The following is a 20529-nucleotide window of genomic DNA, read 5'->3' on the forward strand; positions in this document are numbered from 1 at the left end:
CGTTGCTGCAACAACGTTTATCGATTTTTCTTATGCCTGTAACTTTTTTAGGAATGTTATTTGATTTGAGTTGTATCTTCCTTTGCTAAAAAATGAGTTATACGGAGTTAAATTACCGATATTATTTTAATCAATTCTAATTCATCATTAAGAGGGATTCCATCAGTACCTATTAAAGGGATTGATGGTTTTATTTTTCGAGCTTCATTTACAGCATTAGGGATAATAGAGGTAATTCTGTACCCTCTTTTTTGATAAAATCTTAAAGCATTTAAATTATCATTTGTAGTAACTAAACGTACTATTTTTATTTGTTTTTGCTTTGCTAAATTTTCAATTTTTTCAATTAGGGCTGTTCCAATCCCTTTCCCCTCTTGAATACTATCCAGCGAAATGATTTCAATCTCATCTCTTTTGATAACATATGTAACCAAACCAATAATCTGATTATTTTCTTCGTAAATAAAACCATCTAGGTTTTCACACTGATAGATACCTGATGAAATAACCATCTCAGAACTTCCCCAATGTTCCTTAAAAAACGAAATCACTTCCCCTTTATTTTCCTTATTTATTTCTTCTATATTCAAGTTAAACACCCCCTTCTTCCCTACATTACTTAAATTCGTTTTGTATAATATTGAACTATTATTTAACCTAATTAATGTACAATTTCCTTTTTAATAAATTCATTTCCATCTTCATCTGTAATAATATGTGCAGCGAATTTTTCAAACGTTAATTCTAAATCGTCTGCTGTAATGTAGTAAGTATCCCCTTTAGTTTTTACTATGACATTTTTATATTCCTTTTCGATATGGTCACCAGATTTGGCTCCTTCAGAGAATAGGATATTGTCAAAAACATAATTTTTATCTAACGGGTCATACGTACCTATTATCATTAATATATTATCTTGAAGTGAAATTTTATATCGCCCTGATTCGTAATATACATTTTCAAAATCTTCTTTTTCCGCATTTAATGAGGAATCGTCATGATCTGAACATCTCAACAATAATACCCCTTTACTTAAACAAATTTCTAATGCTTACCCCTGTTTTCTTCCCAGTCAGGGTCTTTTTTCCAATGATAATTATCGTTAAAGATGTTTAATTTATGGTTATTTATTTCGATTGTTTCGTGATCCAACCATTTAATATTTACTGTACTTTCATCATAATTCCAATAAATCGTTTTTAAGTCATTTCCAAAATCAATTTCTACTCTTATCGCAGCTCTTACCGTTGCTCCCCCCTCATCAATCAAATACGCTTTAGCTATGTAATCATGATTTGGAGATGAATGCTCAGATAAAAGTTCTCCTTTCGGTAATTCATCTAACTCCACCTCGATAAAATCATAGATGATATAAATAGGGATCCCAATAATAAATAGTAAAATGAATACAATAATCCCCTTTTTCATTTGTCATCTCCCTCCACTCATTTGGTAAACTGTCCGTTAGTTGAAGTAACCTCTCCGCAAAGCCTCATTCTGTAATATATCTAAGGCGTTTATCTTTCATTATTAAATAATAATCACCTTCACAAACTCGATTCAAATAGCAGCTACATAAAATCACCCTTAAATGGTAATATTATTACATAAATTATTGGGGGCGTTATGATGAAATTACATATGATTTTAAGTATTATGTCTATTCTATTCTTACTAAATCTAAGCGCATGTTCAAAAGAGGAAGTTAAATATGATGGAGAACCTTTAAAAATCGCTGTAATTGGGGATCTGCCAGAACTAAATAATGAAAAAATTCATTTTGAATCAATTTCGTTAAATGAACTTAGCGAAGATACGGTACAGATTTCAACAAATTATGATGCAATTATGATTACACCATTGATGTTTGAAGAAGCTTCAAATGATCGCTTTGTCGAAGTGTATACTAGCACGAAAATCCCCTTTATCTTTTTTGATTCTGAAAAGAGGAATCTTCCATTTACAAATAGTGGGCTTACATACGAATCAGCTCGATGGGAAGCTTTAAAAAACGGTTCTCATACGACAATATATCTTTCCGATATAAATGCTAACAGAGAGGATGCTTGGTATTTCTATTTAAACGATAAAAAAGAGTTAGATGTTCTTTATAAAGAGATTTTTGAAAAGGTTGAAATGTTATAATTTACAAATATCATTTAGAAAACAGGTTAACATCTAATCCTGCAAATTGGCTCTGAATTTATTACGAATTAAATTTGTACTTCACACATTAAAGCATGTGTATTTCCCTCAGTATCTTTAAAGAATGTCATCCATGTTTCTGTATTTCCCATTTTTGCAACGACATGAGGTTGGTCGATAAAGGAAACCCCCTTTTCAATCAATTTTTCAACTGACTTTTTTATATCTTCTACCTGAAAATAGATAACTGAACTTGAATTTGCAAATTCATCCTTTTCAGGTAGTGAAAGAAGAAGTCGTTGCCCGTTACAATCAAAAAATGCCATATTTTCTGTATTGAAAAGAAGTGGCAACTCAAGTACTTCTTTATAAAATTCAATTGCTCTTTCCACATTTTTTATTGGGACTGCTATTTGTCCAATTCTTTGAATTATACTAGATTCCATTATTATTCCTCCATTCAACGTTGAATTATTGATTGATAATGCTAATAGAAATAACTACTTTCCTATCTATTCTATTCAAAATGTACATTTCCTTTTTTTAATAAACTGATGCTTATGTACAGATAGTTCCCAAAGCGGCATTTAGGGACGTTTATAGAGATGCCCACAAAATTGAATCGGCAATGGCGATTAATATACACAAAAATGAAAATAATATGTACGCAACGCTGATACTAATTAAAAAAGTATGTTTTTTCACAGATTGTTCTGGAGTATGGATTATAATTTTTAGCAAGTTAATAATGCTGATGCAAAGGATTATCGAGAAAAGTGGAATACCTATTAATGATAAAGGAACTAATGTCTCCATAGCTACTACCCCCTTATTTTGTATTTATTATAAATTATAACAAATTATATTCCGTCTTTTTGTAACCTTTCAAACCTGATTCCAAAATCGTATTTAGGAGCATCTATTTGCTTAACATTATAAATTTATAAACCTGACCCCACCCGTATACAACAGACGGGCCATATTGTTGAATAAAAATATTAAAAAAATAAGTACTATGTTAAAATTTGTAAAGTATTATACTACAGTCAAATATAACTTGGAGAATGCATATGAAAATAAAACCGACAAAAAAAGTGTTATTATCTTGGATGGATAGTTATGCACCAGAAAAAGACTTGTTTTTCCTATCGAAAGAACATCTTAATAATGAAATTGACTTTAAAGATGTGTTATTAATGCCAATAGACGAGTTTTATAATCACAGTACATATGGACAATTAAATTTTGTAAATAGTTATGAATACTGGAATATAAAGAATGCTCATTACGTAATCATTGCTGAAAAAGATTGGATTGAAAGCATATCTGTAGAGATTAAACAATTTATTTTAAATTCACAAGTGCAAAGTGAAAGAGGGCTAGTACTACCTGTCTCATTTATACAAGAGATTGAAAAAATCCCTTCAGATTATGTGGTGAATGGACACGTGGTCATTCAGCGTTCCATGTGGGAGAAGCTTGGTGAGTCGTCTAAAGAACAGTTACTTACAACAATGGTTTATGAATGGTGGGATAAGGGAGAATGTGAGGAATCACCTATGTCCTTACCTAGTTTTCTAAAACCTTTTGCCAATACATTTGGTCATCACCAAGGTGCAAATTGTTTAGCAACAGTTTTATTTGCTGTTTCAAAAGGGAAACAAGAATGGTTTATTTATGAGTGGATACATCAAAAAACATTTCTTGAAAAGTTAAAACAGTATCACTATGAGGAGTTCCTAGGTGAATTACTACATCAAGGGGATATTGTAGTTTGGAAAGATGAAAATGAAATCATTCAACATGCTGCTTATTATATTGGGGAAGGCTTATATTTCAATAAACATGGGCAAACAATGTTTAATCCTTGGAAGATACTTTCGCAAGAGGAACTTTATAAAGAGTGGGAACATCTTACATCTGTAAAATATAGACAATTTAATTAAAGTGATGGAAATAAATTGATAATAGTACTTATCTAAGCACGCTAATTTTCTCTTAAGATATTATCTTCTAACTTTCTTTATATCTTAATTAAATAAAATAAATGGTCTTCACTTGAGCGCTTATTCTTGTTTATGAATATAAATTTAATTATCTTAACCTTGACAGAGAGTTAACTATATATTATATATTATAAATAGAGTTTTATCCGTTCATTACCTTAGTTTGATAGTCAATATTTTGGACATTGATTATTAATCCAAAAGGGAAAAAAGAACAACAATTGTAAATAATAGGTAGACATTTTAAAAAACCTAAATCAGGTTAGTTAAAAGTAAACCGACAATTTTAAAAGTAAATGGTTTGATATTTGAGACCATTATTTTTTGATTGTCGGTTTTTTTATTTTTTAGTAATGAAAGCTATGGACTTGTTAGAAATGGTATAGGAAACTTATATGTGCCATTTAGGAGGAAATATGATTTTGGCTTATAGTTAAACTAGAGGTAACAAAGACTATAAAATAAATGTATAACGATTAATTGTGGAATGGAAGGGATAGAAGTCATTATGGATAAAACAAAAGGTGCTCTTGAAGCCGAAATCAGTAAAGTGTTAACTCATTGGGAGAAAAGTTACCTTGGGCGCGGTTCAGTATCGGTTAAGTCAGATATCTTGCGAGATATGGTGGTTGTTGTGTTAGGAGGTGTCTTAACACCTGCTGAATATGCAGTATGCCAAGATAAAGAGGGCCTATTATCTGTCAAAAAAATGCGAAATAGCTTGGTGGAATCGGGTGTAGAAGGAATAAAAGAAGCAATACTAACCATAACAGGTATAGAAGTGGTGAGCTTTTATAGTGATTTGAGTACCATAACTGGGGAACGCATTATGATCTTTAAGCTTTCAGAGGATTTGCAAAGTAAATTATGATCTAACAATTGCATGTAGTCATTTCTTTAGAAACGTCTCAAGGAGTTAACGTAGTGATGAATTAAGTGGGGCAAGGAATTACCAAGTGGAGTGTTTCGATGGTCCGAGGGCAGAGAAACTCTAACTGCTAGTACGCGAACTACTGTTATTTTAGTCAAATACCCAATACTTCAAATCTAAAATTAACAGTCTTCTTAGGGAAAGAAAAGATTTATATCCCTCAGTATAATAGAGGATAAAGGAGGATTAATTTGATATGGATAAGAGTAAGACATCAGTACCTCACTTAGATACAAGACTAAAAAACCATCCTGAACTTTACGATAATGAAATCCATCTAAAAATAAAGGAAACGATAGCTAAAAACAAGGAAATAATAGAGAAAAATCGTGAAATTAAGGAAGTATTAAATTATCTATCCTCTAAATTTGCTGATGATTTGAAAAAAACAACAGAATAAGTTTTTCTTTCTTCTTCAACCATCGAGCGCTATTATTGAATACCATTTTCCATGGGGTAGCGTCAGAAAAGATGCAGATTTAAAACGATAAGAAATATACTATACAAATTTTTATTCAAATTAAAGAACTAGCCCAGCAAGTATAAATTGCCGTTCCATCAACGGTTTTCGTCATCTATAAAAAATGCTGCATAACCAATGTTCATACAAAAAGGCGCGAAACGTTGTTTTAACAACGTTCGTGCCTTTTTAATGTGTCCCCATACTTTAATTTGGAAACATTATTTTGTTTGAAGATGTGTAAGCGTATATTCCATAAGAGGATATATTCTCCCAGGAATAACTGTTGATTCAACATAAATTATTCTTTTTGCACCCATTTTCAAATAAAATTCATACGCGTTTGGATCACTATTAAAATGGAAGCTACTTAATCCATTTTCTGTTGCCTTCAATAAAATATTTCCCCATAAAACTTTCCCTAAGCCTTGTCCAATGTATGTAGGGGCTACAAATAAGCTTTCTAACTCTTGCGTTTCTATGCACAAACAATAGAACCCTTTAATAGCCTTATCTTCTTCAAGCAGATATATAACTTTTGACTGAATATCTTCTACTGTAATTATTAAAGCATCTTTCCATGCATTCATAAAATCATCTGAATAACCCCAATAGCCTTTTGCTTTAAAAGCTATATCTGTCAGTGTCGCTGCGTCCTCGACATTTGCTTTTCTTATCTTATTCATAACTTATTCCTCTTGAATCTTATTTTCATATGTCGCATTCGTTCCGATCGACAAATACTTAATTCCTGATAAAGGAACGGGCTTAAAATCTTTACGTACCAAACATTTAATTAAGTAACGTATTTTAATGAGTGAACAGACCGTTTTTCACACGGGATAATAAATAAAATACAATGAAAAACAAACCGATCAATTCATCCAGATGGGCGGTTTATTTCCTGCGAATTTATTCATCTGCTTCACTATCATTGCTTTGTGTTTGCTGCAACACCTAAAGGCAAGCTACATGCCAGTGTAAGCCCACTAATGAACATTAGTATTTTCTTCATCGTTAAATCCCCTTTATTTTGTAATGCCCTGTACGGACGGAAAAAACGAGAAATAGTTTCAACATTTTTTAAATTTATTTTGATAGGTCAAATATGTATATAAATGCAAGTTTATTAATGGTGTAGTTATATGCTTTTCTACATAGAAATTTTGGATAGACAATATTGAACAATTGGGCGCGATTCTTCAATAAGAAAATTGCGTTTTTCCGTTATAGGACCAGATTGTTGAGTAAGGGAATAAATATTTATATATATTTTTAATGGTGGTTATTAATCTCAAAATTTAGACACTTTAGGGGATTAAAAAAAACCACCTCTATTGAAAGGTGGAAGAAACAGAATAAGAATTTACTCTATATAGTTAATTAATTTTGCAGGAACTTGTTCAAAAATATAAATTTCTAGGTTATTATAAGGCTTATTCTTCAAAAATTCTTCAAGAGTGTTCATACTTGCCCACCAATTTTTCATTAAATCTTCCTTTGAAGGTAATCCTTCAACAATACGCCCATTGTCACCATCATAAATATCTTCAATATAAGCAAATAAATCACTTGATATATCTCTGTTAAATACTAAAATTTTATCACTAAAAACTGGGAATCGGTAGTGAGGAATATCATACTCTTCCAAACCAGCACCAAAAGCAACTTTGAAATCAACCCATTTCGGTAAATTTATGGGTCGAAAACGGATAGTTAAATCTGGAAATAAATTACCGCTATTGCCATACCATTTTGTAGCCGACTTATGATTTAATCCTTCTTTTAAAACAATTTCGGGGCTTATATATACACCGAGATCATCATTTCGAATAATCACATGATACAAAAACAAATGAGTACCTCCTTTCCTTAAATATTAACCTGAAATTTTTTACAATTAAATTACTGCGTTTTTTAATAAGTAACTATTTTCTACCATTATTTTACCATTTCCGATATATATAGGTAAACCGTAGCTTCGGTTCCGCAATAGGGCCATATTGTGGAGCAACATCTTTTCTAGAGAATGTTAGGCAATATACAGATTTATAAAGAAAAGAAATTTGCTATATAAGTTTTTTTGCAAATTAAAGAACAAGCCCAGCAAGTACAAACACTGTTCTATCAACGGTTTGCGTCATCTTCTATATAAAATGCTCCATTTATAATTTTCAAAAGTAAAGGCACGAAACGTTGATTTAACAACAATCGTACCTTTCTGCTGTATTCCCAAATTTTTATTTGCGTACGTTATTTTGTATAGAGTTATATAGTAGAATTTTTCTATTTATTTATATTTTTGATAATCGAATATGTACATACTGCCATTACACTTGCTAAATACAAGAATGAAAATCCTATAAAGCCTAAATAAGAACTTCCGATTTCAGGTGCACCAGAACTAAAAATATTTGAGAGAAATGTACATAAAATAAGTCCTATTAGCAATGTACCAATACCTATACCTAAGGGTTTCAAAATATCCACCTCTCTTTAAAATTTATTTCTCACATAGCCTTTTAAATATAGTTACCAAGCTTTCATTTGGGAACGGTTATTAAATTTATTATTCGATTAGAGAAATTATAGCAATACCACAGACAATTAAAGTAAAAGATGCCGTTAGCCAAAATGTATTAATAGAAGTGGGTTGTTCTTCTTTTACTTTTTTTATTATTTTCACAAGATTAGTACAAAATATAACGCATAAACTTATTAATGCTAAGAATATCAAAGTTTAGCACTCCTCCCAAAAATAATATACAAATATATACAAAAACAAACATTCCCAAAGCGACGTTTGGGAAGCTTGAAAAGATTATGCTAAATAAGCCTAATTTAACGTTCTTTAATTTTTTTCTCTTTAGTTACTACAAGTATTAAGAAAATGATAACGAATATAATTATGTAAGTAGTTAGTATAATTCCCATACCAACCCAGATTCCCATTTCAAAGAGGCTATAGAACCCTTTTGCTGGTGGAATCATTCTGAATGCTAACTTAATTATAACAATGGCCAAAGCTATGACCGCAGCATCCCTTATATGTCTTCTCATTGATGTCCTCCTTCTGCAGCCATTTAGGCCAGGTTTATAACACCACTGGCTTTTTATAAAATTTATCGCTCCATTAAGGAATTTAACACGTGGTTTAATTCCGTAAATACTTCAATTAACTGTATTATAAATTAATTTTCTATGGTGTCTTCACGAAAAAAATTTTGCCTCTTCTCTTTTCTTACTTTTAACATTTGAGGTATTAATATTCCGAATAAAATGAAAATAATGCCAATCCATTTTAAAGGCGATACGAATTCATTTAGAAGTGTGATAGAAGCGATAACTGCTGTTGGGAGTTCGATAGCTCCTAAAATTGTAGCAAGGCCTGTCCCTACTTTTGGTACACCGATGGAAAAACACATGATGGGTATAATAACACCAAAGAATCCTAAAATTAGAGCATACTTCCATAATCCAGTCTGCAATGTACCATCAATCAAGTATGTAGGAGGATACACTAAACAAACTAAGAGTGTTGCACCTGTTGCCATAAAAAAGCTTTTCGAAACGACTGGAACTTCGGTAGATACACGTCCACTTACAAAGAAATAAAAGGAAAAAGTTATAGCTGCTAATAACCCAAAGATTATTCCTTTGATAGATAATTGCTGTATAGATCCATCAAATAATCCACCTGCAAACACTGTTCCTAATAATAAGATGAGAATGGACAATAACTTTTCGCGACTTGGAAAAGCTTTATTAGCAATTGCTTCAATTAGTACTCCCATCCAAGTGAATTGAAACAACAATACAATAGCAATGGATGCAGGTAATTCTTTTACAGAAAGCCCATAAAAAATACTTGTTAAACTCATTGTTGTCCCAACTGCTAACAAGGATAATATATTTTTTAAGGATACTTTATAACGAGAAAAGGTAAGGACGAGTAATAATAGACCAAACCAACCAAATACAAATTGTCCCCCTAAAAGTTCAGGAAAAGAAAATCCATTTAAAAATCCGATTTTAAGAATGGAAGATAGGACCCCATAGCTACAGGCACCTAATAAAATCACTAAAGAAAACTTCAATTTAATCATAAAAATCCCTCCTAAAAATATAAAAGCCCGTCGTCTATAAATAGACGACGGGCGAATGAAACAGAGAAAAAACTCTACAAAATTCCGCCACTCACTAATGCGTGTGAGTTTGCGTATCAAATTATTAGAATCTTATACTAGATTTTTCTAGATGTCAATAACCTTATTATCCTTACATTCATAATTAGATGGGTCGGTTTTATTGAGACATTTGGATTCCTTATGCGTTGCGTTCCTGGTAAGAGTTATATTAATCATTTCTTCCTCAAGGGGGCATTTGTGAAGTATCACATTTAGAATATGATCAAACTAGGGTTTACAAGGTGTTTATCCTCAAACTATATTTCATAGTTGCAATTGCATATCTACCTGTGGCTTTGATAAAGTTGAACTGTTTATAAAAAAGGCGAACCGTTTTTGAAAAAATTTAACCGTTTATAAAAAAGATGAACCGGAATTTCCTATCTCTATGAAGAAGGGATTTCGGTTTTTCTATGGATTAAGAACTTGTTAAGTGATAATAAAGTTATTCCATTAAAGGGCCATATTGTGGAATATCTCTCAATAAGAAGCATTTAGATATTTATGTTAAAGTTGAGAAGGAGGTATAAAAAGTGAAAGAAAAAAATTTTGATATTTTAATGTTATTTCAACTATTTTTTGCAGTCCTTGCTATGTCTATTGGGATTTACGGTAAGGTTACGGAAAACTACAACTTACTACCATTGATGTTAATACTTCTAAGTATAATGTTTCTTATAATAGGATTACGAGAATATAAAAGAACTAAAAGTTTATTGTGGGGTATCATCTATTTATTCATTTCGTTATTCATGATATTCTCTGTCATTGAAGGTATTAAGAGAAAATAAATAAATAAATGTAATCTTCAACAATCGGGCGCTTTACTGTAAATGAAATTGTCCTTTTTTTGATTTCGGAGGTAATTTGCTATTTATTAGGATTCCTGAATATCCTCGTATGGAAAAGTCATTCCGTGAACACAATAAAGTTTAAATATGAGGAGCTTGAAAGCATTAAGAAGGTGATAATACAGTGATAAACTTCATTGGAATAACGGATTCCAATCATTTGGAAACGGAAATTTCTATAAGCAATATCAATTTTTCTAATTATACATGGGTTTGGGTAGATTTTAATCAACCAACTGATGAAGAAATAAGACATTTAGCAGATACCTTTAAATTTCACCCCCTAGCTATTGAAGACTGTATACATAGACTTCAGCGTCCCAAGTTAGATTATTACGATGGTTATACTTTTTTTGTCACACATTTAGTTCGAGAAAAAGATAAAGAAATTATTAAAGAAGAATTAAATTTTTTTGTTGGAGAGAATTTTATAGTTACATACCATCATACTCCCTCACAGGAAGTTTATCAGGTATGGGAAAGGGTGTTGCAAAAGAACATTGAAAACTGGGATCCCTTTTATGTTTTTTATCGAACGTTAGACAAAATTGTAGATAATTACTTTCCAATCATCTATAAAATTGAAGATGATTTAAATAAAATTGAAGATAACATACATCGTAAATCGATGAACTTCCTAATGAATGAACTATTCGACATAAGACAAATGTTATTAAATCTAATGCATACAGTGAATCCGATGCGTGATGTACTCTATCGTATATTAAATTCTCATCGTTTAAGTAAAATAACAGAAAGAAGAGAATATTTTTCTGATATTTATGATCATCTTTTAAAACTGTCGGACGCAATTATGTCTGACAGAGAGTTAACAGCTGATATAAGAGACAGCTATCTTTCCTTGAATTCGTATCAAACAAATAACGTAATGAAAGTTCTAACAATTATCACTTCCATTTTTGCTCCTTTAACATTTATTGCTGGGATTTATGGAATGAACTTTGAAAATATGCCCGAATTAACATGGAAATATGGTTATTTTCTTACACTTGGACTTATGGGGATAATGGGCGTATCAATGTTTATCTGGTTTATGAGAAGAGGCTGGTTTAAATAATATTCTACTAAAGATTAAATGTTGGCCCCTTTTTTATTCTACAAAGTGTTTTTTCGGGAAAATCCAGTAGCAGATGCGGATTCACCTTCTGTAAAGACAAAGAAGTACTTAAATTTGATTCTTTACTCTATTCAACAATCGTGCGCGATTCTTTAATAAGAAGATCGCGTTTTTCCATTAAAGGGCCATATTATTGAATAACATTTCCATGGGGTAGCGTCAGAAAAGATGAAGATTTAAAACGATAAGAAATATACTCTACAAGTTTTTATGAAAATTAAAGACAAGCCCAGCAAGTATAAACACCCTTCCATCCAGGGTTTGCATCATCTGTATAAAATATTGCATAACCTTACCTAATGTTCATAAAAAAAGGCGCGAAACGTTGTTTTAACTATGTTCGTGCCTTTTTAATGTGTCCCTATACTTTTATTTGGAAACATTATTTAATTTTATTTTGTATAATTATAATTCATTGCTGAATATAATCATCAGCTTTACTTATTATGATTCTTATAGTTTTTTTCATGAGCGTAAACTTCATTTTCCGTCTGTAACCAATTACTAATAGCAGTTATAATTAATGCAAAAATCCCAAGTAAAATAAAAGCTATACTATAATGTCCTAAAAAAAATAAAATTAATCCAGCAATTAGTAGTAATATCACTAAAATTATTGACCATATTTTTAATTTTTCCTTTTTCTTTATAATCTACTCCTCCCCCTTCTTTAAACGTTAATACCTCATTATTAATTTGTATTATTTTACCATAAATTTAGTTAAAAATGTCCCCAAAAGCGTTGTTTGGGAATGTTATTTTGTATAGATTTGTATGAATTCGATGAAACTAGTTTACAATTTAAACGTCGAAATGTAAAAATAAGCATTTGGTAGGTGTGAGCAATAGAACTTATAACAGGTAAACTCATAATGATTGCCTTATTTATATTAATCATTCACTCAATTGAAACATTAGCGTATGCAGTGCGACTTTCTGGAGCTCGTGTTCGTTTATTAGCGTCAGCATTGTCACTTTTTAATGTAATGGTTATGGTTTCAAGACTCTCTAATATGATGCAGCAACCATTTACAGGGAGCCTGATAGATAAGGCTCCTGCCGCTAATGCTTTACAATTTGTCGAGAATCAATTCCGATTCCTTATAGGTTCAGCTTCACTAGGTACATTACTAGGCATTATATGTTTGCCAACTTTTGTAGCCATTTTTTCTAGAGCCATTATTCATTTAGCTAATGAAAGAGGTTCAATCCCCGCCTTATTGAAAAGAGGTTTTACAATTGAGTATGTACGTCGTGGATCCAAGCATATACGCAAACCAAGCCTTTCCTATTTACGAGGAATAGGTATAAGAGATATTCCTCTAAAATTATTTATAATTAATATTATCATTACTGCTGTTTATACAATTGGAGTTTTGTCAGCTTTGTATGCGAGTTTGTTAGTACCTGAATACAAAACAACTGCAATCATGGCATCCGGTTTAATAAATGGTATAGCTACAATGCTATTAATTATATTTATTGATCCTAAAATCTCTATATTAGCTGATGATGTAATAAATAAAAAAGGAAATTATTCTGAATTGAAAAGAGCCTCTGTTATGATGATGAGTTCAAGGCTTTTGGGGACATTATTTGCTCAAATACTATTTATTCCAGGAGCACATTATGTTGCTTGGTTTGCAAAATTCATTGCATAATAAGTTTTTAAACAAAATAAAAGTCTGGATTTTCCTTTAGGGGACTTACTTAAAACGAATTTCCAATATCGGCGCGATTCTTTAATAAGGATCGCGTCACTTTTAATTAAAGGTCCAGATTGTGGAATAAATGTCTTTTATGCCATGTTACCAAATACCTCTCTGGATACTTTCACGTTGTCCTTTATTGATTTATATTGTTAAAGAACATTAGAACTTATTAATGTAGAATATTAATGGAATTCGTATGAAGAAATATTTAAAAGGAGAAAGAATTTAGTGAACAAGAAATGGTCTTATATCAAAATGTTAGCGGCGTACTTTTTTCTTACTACTCCGTTAATTTTAATATTCACATTAGCCTCAATTCCTGAAGCAATTACAATACAACCCACTACACTAAGTAGAGTGTTTTTTATGGTGATACTATTTGGCTTAGGGATTATTTTTTATTTTTATATAGATCCAGCATTTAAGGAATTAAAATATAAGACAATAGCTTTTATTATCTCAATGATAGCGAGTGTTTTATTTCTAATAATAAGCTTAAGCTACTAATATTCAGCAATCGTGCCGATTGTTGCATAAACGTCTCTATTCTTATTATACTAACTGGTGCTTTAGTAGAAGAAAGGGTTCTACATATGAAATATATCTAATATGTAGAGCCCTCTAATTTCTCTATCTTTTTAAATTTAGGTTTTGATAAATATACCAACGTTTGTAGCTTTTTAATGTACTCAGAAACAATGAAAGGTGCATAAAGAAATCATCACATTTACTGAAGTGTAGGGTCAGGTAGCATTAAATCCTCTTCTGCTTGCTCTAGAAATAGTTGATATTCATCATACACTTCTTTTAGCGCTTTATATGCTTGTTCATGCTGTTCAGGTGTTTCTGCTGCCATATATTTATCTAAAATAACAGCAAAATCTGCTCTTGCCTCAATGTATTCATCGTAATACTTATCATATATCTTTTGTTCCGTTGTGAGTCCAACACCTGCTCGATTAAAAATCGTAGAAAACATAACATTTAAATCCTCGAGCATTTCCTTTCGTTCGTCATCTTCATAATTGTCAGCGTTCTCATGAAGTTCGATTACTTTTCCAATTGGAGAAGCCAATAATTCTAAAGAATAGTAAGGAATCTGTCGATATTCAAGAATTGTTTGATGTTGCTTGTACATAAATACAATTATGCTAATTCCGATAACCCCTATAATCACAAACTTCCATTTTTTCAACTTAACCACCTCTGTTTAGAAAAGTATAACTGAACTTGCTTAAATAAAGTTACTAATGTAGTGTTCAGAAATATTAATTCTAATCCAATTGGTCTCTTTCTTTTATATACCTCTCGACCGCTTGTTTTACTTTGTCATTGTTATTGGCTGGAACTACTTGTTTATGAATTTCATTAATCAAAATAAATGACCTAAAAATTACACCGATAATAATTGCACATAAGATGTAAATTCCTAATGGACCTAGAAAAGCTAATATACCTAAAAATCCAGCGAATAGAATTGCTAAAAATAATTTCACAAAACTCCCCCTCAATTTTTCACTTTAATTATCAATGTTCAACTGTTGAATAAAGTAAACCAATTCGGTAATTTCTATCCAACCCAATTATAGTCCAATTCCATTCGCAAAATCGTTCTTGTTTATTTCCCCGCTATTCTTCCGAACTCCTTCTTCAATTAACCCTAGATCATAAGGTTAACGCATCATCTAAGATTAATTTTGAAAGTTCATGATCATTAATTACAAATGGTACTTCAGAGGGCTCAACCCAAATTCGAGCAGACGATTCATGTTCTCGGAGAAAAGGTAAACATTCGGTAACATCCATTCTAAAAAAAGCTTGATAAGCAATCAATGGATATTTTCCACTTGAATCAAAGGACGGATTTTCTTTATGGCTCACTTCAATTCAACCTATGTATTTGAGTGTTCCCTTTACATAACCCTCTTCATATTTTTCGTGTAGTATGGCTTCTTCTACTTTCTCACCAGTCAGGTGGAAGTTCTGATAAGTTCCATAATAAGGAACTCCTGAGTTAAAAGAAATTATCTGTTGTTACTCTTCTCTTTTCAACCAATCTTCTAATGTCATCATCTTAAAATCTTCTTGGAAATCTATTCGAATGGGAGTAATTAATTCAATTGAATTACCATCTGGATCATCAAAGTATATTGCAGCATGTGCGTGTGGATTATTAGGTAATACAAGTGGTTGACGATGTTCATTAAAGCCAAAGGAAGTACGAATAGCTATTCCTTTCTCATTCAGCCATTTCTTAGAAAAGATTATATCCTCTTTCTCTACTCGAAATGCGATATGACGTATAGAAGGATGATAAGGTAGCTCAACTTTATCGCTTTCCCATAAACCGAGCCAACTCTCACCTTTTGCAATCCAAAAAAAAGCTAGATTATCTTGTATGTAAGCTAACTCTAACCCTAAATTTTTGTAAAATAAAATTGAGTTTTCTAAGTTACTTACTGGTAAATGTGCTTCATATAAACCTTTTATCATAGTAACACCCCTATTTTTAAATATTGTATTCATATTACCACTTTATGGGGATGTTCACTTTAATCACTGTTCTAATATTATTTAATTAAGTTCCTCTATCTCTCTTCTTTAATTAGCATCTTGCGAAGTTGAAGTAAAATGTACTCAAAGCTTTGTTTGAACACTTAATTCTAAAAATTATTGCAATATTCAAAATACAAAGTTAAGATAGGAACATAGGTTCTTAATTGGAGGCGTTGGTCATGGAATTACAATCATTCAATCAATCATATCAATATTTAATTAATGAATATCAATTAGTTGAAAATCAGCTGAAATTTACAGGACACCCACGTGATTGTGTAAAATTAGCCAGTTATACCAGAACACCTATACTAGCAATAGTTGAAGGAAAACTTGTAACATATTTTGATTTACATCAGCAGGAAGGAGTAGCACCATATTCGAATAATTCTAATGCGATTTTAGTACGTGCTTTTTCAACAGAGGTTAATGAACAAGGGAAAGGCTATGCAAAGCAGGCATTGCAGTTACTACCCGCATATGTACAAAAGAATTACCCTCATATTAATGAAATTGTACTTGCTGTGAATGTTGCAAACACTGCTGCACAAAATCTTTATAAGAAGTGTGGATTTAAGGATTATGGTGTGCGCCGTCAAGGGCCTAAGGGTGAATTAATTGTAATGAGTTTCTTATTTTAGGAGGATTAGTGAGTTCAGTTTTTTAATATACAACCGATTCGTAGCTATTTTGAGGTCACATTACTATACAAAGATAAAATTGCCCCAAACCGTCGTTTGTTTACATTAATACCCCTGATACCAAATCGTATTTGGGAACCTCTCTTTGCTTAACATTGTATATGTATAATCTGATGCCACCCTTATGCAACAATCTGGCGCTTTTCTTTAATAAGGTCCTATTTCATTAAAGGTTAGAAGTTTATATCATTTAATGTAGCAGGTTAATAGAAAAACACTTTACAAATCCACTGATGAAAATGTTAATATTCAAAAAGATATGAAATTAATGTAATGGAGTTATGTGTATGAAGAGATTTTAAAGTGTTTTTGTGATTTTGTTCTTGTTAAGTGGGTGTCAACAGACGGACAGTTTTGATAAAACAGAGAATTTAATAGAAAAAGAAAACAAAGATTATGGAGGCGAATCAATGCTTACTATAGATAATTATACCAACACTATAAAAAACAATCTTGAATTGAATTCTTATAAGCTGATTGAAAAATTAACTGAAATACATAGTTTGAATTTTTATTCAGAAGTGAAGTTGTTAGACTTTTCAGCATCTCTGGAACCAACAAGATATGAATTATCAATCATCATGTATTCAATGGATAAAGAGGCTAATGAAGTCTTTTATGAAGGTGATGATTCAAAGGTGTTTGCAGACAGTATTAATGTACTTGAGGATATAGTATATTACCAAGAATTAACTGACCAAAGCGATATGTTCCTTGAATTTTATGAACAAAATGAAGATGAAATTATAATCGCAGAACAAGAAGTAATAAAAAACTGGTTTGTAGAGTGTTGGAAAAAAGTGAATGGTAAAGAAGTTAAATTACCCTCTTATTTATCTTTTCATGATGAATATAAATCATATGATTTAATGAACAACAAATGGATTATAGAAGATGAGATGTGGTCTTATTAAAATTAGCGTTCCCATTTGAAAGTTTTGGAACACAGAAAAACAGTCCAGATTGTTGAATATATTTTTTTTGAAGGTTTCAAACGACGCTGTGAAAGTATTACATATTTTGATTCCAAACACCAGATGAGATAAGCTTTCTTCTAGAGGGGTGAAGTTATATGAGGCAACGTTGTTATAATGATTTTAAACTTGTTAAAGAAACCGAAACAGATGGTTTTATTTATGGTGAAATAACAAACCATTTTTATTTTGAAAATGGAGATGCTTGCATTTCTGGAGATGGATTTGTTCAAGCTCCAGATGGCAGTAGAGCAGGCATAATATGGGGATTAGCAAAAGAACCTTCGATATCCGTTTGTATAGAGCCAGAAGTAGATAGGTGGGGCGTTTACGAAATAGTCTTTATCAAACCGATAAAAACAATGGATGACTTAATCCTTAATTTCAGAACTGTTTTACCGTTACTAAAAGAAGCCTACAAAAATGCATATTCCAAATAAATAAGTACAAAAAGTTATAGGGGCAGAGAATAAAGTTCATGCACACTGTGAAGCTGTTGTGCTTAATTTAATTTTAAGTGTATACATCAAAACAGACGATATAGAATTTTCTACATCGTCTGTTTTTAATACCTATATGATATTTAAATGATCAACTAAAAGGAATTACATACCACCAGTGACAGGAATTGATTCACCTGTAATGGCTCCAGCGCCTTCAGAAGCTAGGAATACAGCAGTTTTTCCGATTTCAGATGGTTCAAGTAAACGCTTGATCCATTGTTTACCCAAGATGTGATGAGCTAATGCTTCTTCTACAGAAGTTCCATCCTTTTCTGCTAAAACAGGTAATTGTCTTTCGATTAATTCAGTACGTACTGGACCTGGCTCGATACAGTTAACAGTAATTCCGTTTGTAGCGTTTTCTAATGCGACTACTTTAGAGAAACCAGTTTGTCCTGCTTTAGCAGCACAGTAAGCTGATTTATAAGCATCCGGAATACGACCGTGAGCAGATACGATGTTGATGATACGACCGTAGTTTTGAGCTTGCATTGATTTTAAAGAGTGTTTTGTCATTAAGAATGTACCTTTTAAGATAACATCGTTTAATAGATCCCATTTTTCTACCGGGAAATCTTCTGTTTTACTGATAAATTGTAAACCAGCGTTGTTTACCACTACGTCTACTGATCCGCGCTCAGCGATTACAGCGTCAATAGCAGTTTTAACTGAAGTTTCATCAGCAACGTTCACTTTGTAACCTTTTGCGTTTCCTAATTTTTCAGCAGCAGCAACTGCAGCTTCTTCATTTAAGTCGAAAATTGCTACATAGTCACCGTTTGCGATAAATTCTTGTGCAATTGCATATCCGATCCCTTGAGCGGCACCTGTAACAAGTACTGTACGATTTGTTGTTTTCATGATCTATATACCTCCAAAAGTGATAATTGTAGTTTAAGTAGTATTGGAGAAGTACTCTCACCTTCTCCAATAGTTTGATTAGTACAAGAAAATACCAATTAGTAATGCGGCAATTAATGCTAAAAGGTTTGGTACTGTCATTGTAATGAATGAGTATTTGAATGCTTTTTCATGTGTTAATTTTGTTAAAGCAAATGTTGATAAAATTGCTCCAGCATGTGGTAAACCAGTAAATACAGCTGAACTGATTGCAGACATACGGTGCATTGCATCCGGATTTACACTCATTTCTAAATAAGGATTTGCAAACGCTTCCATTGTAATCCCTAAACCACCGCTTGCTGAACCAGTGATTGCACCTAACGCAGATGATGCAATTGTTAAACTAATTAAAGGATTTCCGGGAATATTTAAGATGAAATCTGAAATTGCTCCGAAACCTGGTGCTAACGTTATTACAACACCAAAACCAACTGAGGCAGCAGTAAAGAAGATTGGCGTAATCGCACCATTTGCTCCTAGGCTCACTGCTTGTTTATGTGATGGCATAAATCGGTGGAAAACGATTGCTGACACAATTACGCCAGCCCCTAAACCGATTAGTACGATATTTTGTACTTTCATTGCACTACCTACAAAAATAATTATGATTAAAATTAAAATCGGTAAGATACTTAAGAAGAAAGAAGGGACGTTTTCCTTAAGTGCCAGTTCTTGAGCATCTTCTTCTGCTTCAAACTTTTCATTCTTAGCTAAACTTTTATTCAATGCATAACGCATATAGAAGATACCTGCAGTGATTGCGATTAGAGTAGCGACGATTCCCATTAAAGGTGCCGCTGTAACAGTTGTTCCTAAATAATTTGTTGGTACAACGTTTTGAATCGAAGGTGTTCCCGGCAACATTGTCATTGTAAATGTACCAATCCCTAAGAATACAGGAATAACAATTAAGTTCCATGCGATATTTAATTGTTTAAATAGAGGTTTTGCTAATGGAATGACAACGAATAATACAACGAATAAACTAATGCCTCCAAAAGTTAAAATAGAGCTGATTAAGAAAATAGCGATTAATACAGGGAATGGTTTATCTGTCCCCGTAATAGATAATACTTTTTGTGCAATGGCTTGGGCTGCCCCACTCTTTTCAATATATTGGGCTAAAATTGACCCAAGTAAAAAGATAGCAAAGAAATTAACGATAAATCCTGTAAGCCCTGTCATAAATGAAGCTTCAGAACCAATAAGCGACGGAAAGAAATCCATGCCATTTGTAACAATGACGATAATTGACGCTATTGGTGCAATAAATACAATGCTGTAACCTTTCATAGCTAAAAAGATAATGAATATGATTGCAACAATAATACCTAAGGTACCCATGTTGTTTGCCTCCTATTTGATTTTCTGTATGTCAAGTATTTAACACAACTTAAATTATGTATGAAATATGTCCGTTTTTAAAATACTATTAAGGCTATTTCCCCTATAACTAAACAGT

General features: G+C 31.9%; 24 protein-coding genes. 10 read left to right on the top strand and 14 right to left on the bottom strand.

Going from position 1 to position 20529, the window contains the following annotated elements; translation table 11 throughout:
* Positions 1–107 precede the first annotated feature (107 nt).
* The 3 genes from CBM15_RS12215 to CBM15_RS12225 form a co-directional block, all read right to left on the bottom strand.
* Complete coding sequence (locus CBM15_RS12215; protein WP_087617743.1) at positions 108–590, bottom strand: GNAT family N-acetyltransferase; 483 nt, start codon at positions 588–590, stop codon at positions 108–110.
* Between the two features lie 71 nt (positions 591–661).
* A complete protein-coding gene (locus tag CBM15_RS12220) occupies positions 662–1015 on the bottom strand; it encodes a hypothetical protein (RefSeq protein WP_087617744.1) in 354 nt (117 codons plus the stop codon).
* 29 nt (positions 1016–1044) lie between these two features.
* Positions 1045–1428 (bottom strand): DUF5412 family protein, encoded by a 384-nt coding sequence (locus CBM15_RS12225; RefSeq protein ID WP_087617745.1) that lies wholly within the window; start codon positions 1426–1428, stop codon positions 1045–1047.
* A gap of 201 nt (positions 1429–1629) precedes the next feature.
* Here CBM15_RS12225 and CBM15_RS12230 point away from each other — a divergent pair, with 201 nt between their 5' ends.
* On the top strand, positions 1630–2145 hold the full coding sequence (locus tag CBM15_RS12230) for an amino acid oxidase (protein ID WP_087617746.1): 516 nt from the start codon (positions 1630–1632) through the stop codon (positions 2143–2145).
* A gap of 68 nt (positions 2146–2213) precedes the next feature.
* Here CBM15_RS12230 and CBM15_RS12235 read toward each other — a convergent pair whose 3' ends face one another.
* A complete protein-coding gene (locus CBM15_RS12235) occupies positions 2214–2591 on the bottom strand; it encodes a VOC family protein (RefSeq protein WP_065216827.1) in 378 nt (125 codons plus the stop codon).
* Positions 2592–3215: 624 nt separating this feature from the next.
* On the opposite strand from CBM15_RS12235, the gene CBM15_RS12245 reads away from it, so the two are divergent.
* The 3 genes from CBM15_RS12245 to CBM15_RS12255 all read left to right on the top strand — a co-directional run bounded on the left by CBM15_RS12245 (position 3216) and on the right by CBM15_RS12255 (position 5482).
* On the top strand, positions 3216–4091 hold the full coding sequence (locus CBM15_RS12245; RefSeq protein WP_087617748.1) for a hypothetical protein: 876 nt from the start codon (positions 3216–3218) through the stop codon (positions 4089–4091).
* A gap of 568 nt (positions 4092–4659) precedes the next feature.
* Positions 4660–5022 carry a Na-translocating system protein MpsC family protein gene (locus CBM15_RS12250; RefSeq protein WP_039966741.1) on the top strand — a complete coding sequence of 121 codons (363 nt, stop codon included), beginning with the start codon at positions 4660–4662 and terminating at the stop codon, positions 5020–5022.
* Between the two features lie 256 nt (positions 5023–5278).
* Positions 5279–5482 carry a hypothetical protein gene (locus CBM15_RS12255; protein WP_014822884.1) on the top strand — a complete coding sequence of 68 codons (204 nt, stop codon included), beginning with the start codon at positions 5279–5281 and terminating at the stop codon, positions 5480–5482.
* A gap of 281 nt (positions 5483–5763) precedes the next feature.
* On the opposite strand, the gene CBM15_RS12260 is transcribed toward CBM15_RS12255, so the two are convergent.
* From CBM15_RS12260 to CBM15_RS12280, 4 genes are all read right to left on the bottom strand, one after another.
* The gene (locus tag CBM15_RS12260) at positions 5764–6228 is read right to left on the bottom strand and encodes a GNAT family N-acetyltransferase (protein WP_087617749.1); all 465 of its coding nucleotides are present in this window, start codon (positions 6226–6228) and stop codon (positions 5764–5766) included.
* A 680-nt stretch (positions 6229–6908) separates the two neighbouring features.
* Positions 6909–7397: a hypothetical protein gene (locus CBM15_RS12265; protein WP_087617750.1), complete on the bottom strand. Its 489-nt coding sequence runs from the start codon at positions 7395–7397 to the stop codon at positions 6909–6911.
* 986 nt (positions 7398–8383) lie between these two features.
* Positions 8384–8602 carry a hypothetical protein gene (locus CBM15_RS12275; RefSeq protein ID WP_087617752.1) on the bottom strand — a complete coding sequence of 73 codons (219 nt, stop codon included), beginning with the start codon at positions 8600–8602 and terminating at the stop codon, positions 8384–8386.
* Positions 8603–8733: 131 nt separating this feature from the next.
* The gene (locus tag CBM15_RS12280; protein WP_087617753.1) at positions 8734–9648 is read right to left on the bottom strand and encodes an EamA family transporter; all 915 of its coding nucleotides are present in this window, start codon (positions 9646–9648) and stop codon (positions 8734–8736) included.
* Between the two features lie 614 nt (positions 9649–10262).
* On the opposite strand from CBM15_RS12280, the gene CBM15_RS12285 reads away from it, so the two are divergent.
* From CBM15_RS12285 to CBM15_RS12300, 3 genes are all read left to right on the top strand, one after another.
* The gene (locus tag CBM15_RS12285) at positions 10263–10520 is read left to right on the top strand and encodes a DUF3953 domain-containing protein (RefSeq protein WP_087617754.1); all 258 of its coding nucleotides are present in this window, start codon (positions 10263–10265) and stop codon (positions 10518–10520) included.
* A 184-nt stretch (positions 10521–10704) separates the two neighbouring features.
* Entirely contained in the window at positions 10705–11658 is a 954-nt protein-coding gene (gene corA / locus CBM15_RS12290) for a magnesium/cobalt transporter CorA (protein WP_087617755.1), read from the top strand.
* A 932-nt stretch (positions 11659–12590) separates the two neighbouring features.
* Positions 12591–13379, top strand: a complete 789-nt coding sequence (locus tag CBM15_RS12300; RefSeq protein WP_087617757.1) for a lipid II flippase Amj family protein — start codon at positions 12591–12593, stop codon at positions 13377–13379.
* A 778-nt stretch (positions 13380–14157) separates the two neighbouring features.
* Here CBM15_RS12300 and CBM15_RS12310 read toward each other — a convergent pair.
* The 4 genes from CBM15_RS12310 to CBM15_RS12325 all read right to left on the bottom strand — a co-directional run bounded on the left by CBM15_RS12310 (position 14158) and on the right by CBM15_RS12325 (position 15923).
* Positions 14158–14625, bottom strand: coding sequence for a hypothetical protein (locus CBM15_RS12310; RefSeq protein ID WP_087617758.1), 468 nt, complete (start codon positions 14623–14625; stop codon positions 14158–14160).
* 79 nt (positions 14626–14704) lie between these two features.
* Entirely contained in the window at positions 14705–14926 is a 222-nt protein-coding gene (locus tag CBM15_RS12315) for an ATP-dependent Lon protease (protein WP_065216817.1), read from the bottom strand.
* Between the two features lie 169 nt (positions 14927–15095).
* On the bottom strand, positions 15096–15311 hold the full coding sequence (locus CBM15_RS12320; RefSeq protein WP_193433794.1) for a hypothetical protein: 216 nt from the start codon (positions 15309–15311) through the stop codon (positions 15096–15098).
* A gap of 153 nt (positions 15312–15464) precedes the next feature.
* On the bottom strand, positions 15465–15923 hold the full coding sequence (locus CBM15_RS12325) for a VOC family protein (RefSeq protein ID WP_087617759.1): 459 nt from the start codon (positions 15921–15923) through the stop codon (positions 15465–15467).
* A 242-nt stretch (positions 15924–16165) separates the two neighbouring features.
* Between CBM15_RS12325 and CBM15_RS12330 the strand changes: the two genes are divergently transcribed.
* The 3 genes from CBM15_RS12330 (at position 16166) to CBM15_RS12340 (ending at position 18101) form a co-directional block, all read left to right on the top strand.
* Positions 16166–16627 (top strand): GNAT family N-acetyltransferase, encoded by a 462-nt coding sequence (locus tag CBM15_RS12330; RefSeq protein WP_087617760.1) that lies wholly within the window; start codon positions 16166–16168, stop codon positions 16625–16627.
* A 470-nt stretch (positions 16628–17097) separates the two neighbouring features.
* Positions 17098–17601: a hypothetical protein gene (locus CBM15_RS12335; protein ID WP_087617761.1), complete on the top strand. Its 504-nt coding sequence runs from the start codon at positions 17098–17100 to the stop codon at positions 17599–17601.
* A gap of 158 nt (positions 17602–17759) precedes the next feature.
* On the top strand, positions 17760–18101 hold the full coding sequence (locus CBM15_RS12340; protein ID WP_087617762.1) for a 3-deoxy-8-phosphooctulonate synthase: 342 nt from the start codon (positions 17760–17762) through the stop codon (positions 18099–18101).
* A 165-nt stretch (positions 18102–18266) separates the two neighbouring features.
* Here CBM15_RS12340 and CBM15_RS12345 read toward each other — a convergent pair whose 3' ends face one another.
* Positions 18267–19025: a 3-hydroxybutyrate dehydrogenase gene (locus CBM15_RS12345; RefSeq protein ID WP_087617763.1), complete on the bottom strand. Its 759-nt coding sequence runs from the start codon at positions 19023–19025 to the stop codon at positions 18267–18269.
* A gap of 78 nt (positions 19026–19103) precedes the next feature.
* Positions 19104–20411, bottom strand: coding sequence for a GntP family permease (locus CBM15_RS12350; RefSeq protein WP_087617764.1), 1308 nt, complete (start codon positions 20409–20411; stop codon positions 19104–19106).
* Positions 20412–20529 lie beyond the last annotated feature (118 nt).

Source organism: Solibacillus kalamii (assembly GCF_002174535.1).
Lineage (GTDB): Bacteria > Bacillota > Bacilli > Bacillales_A > Planococcaceae > Solibacillus > Solibacillus silvestris.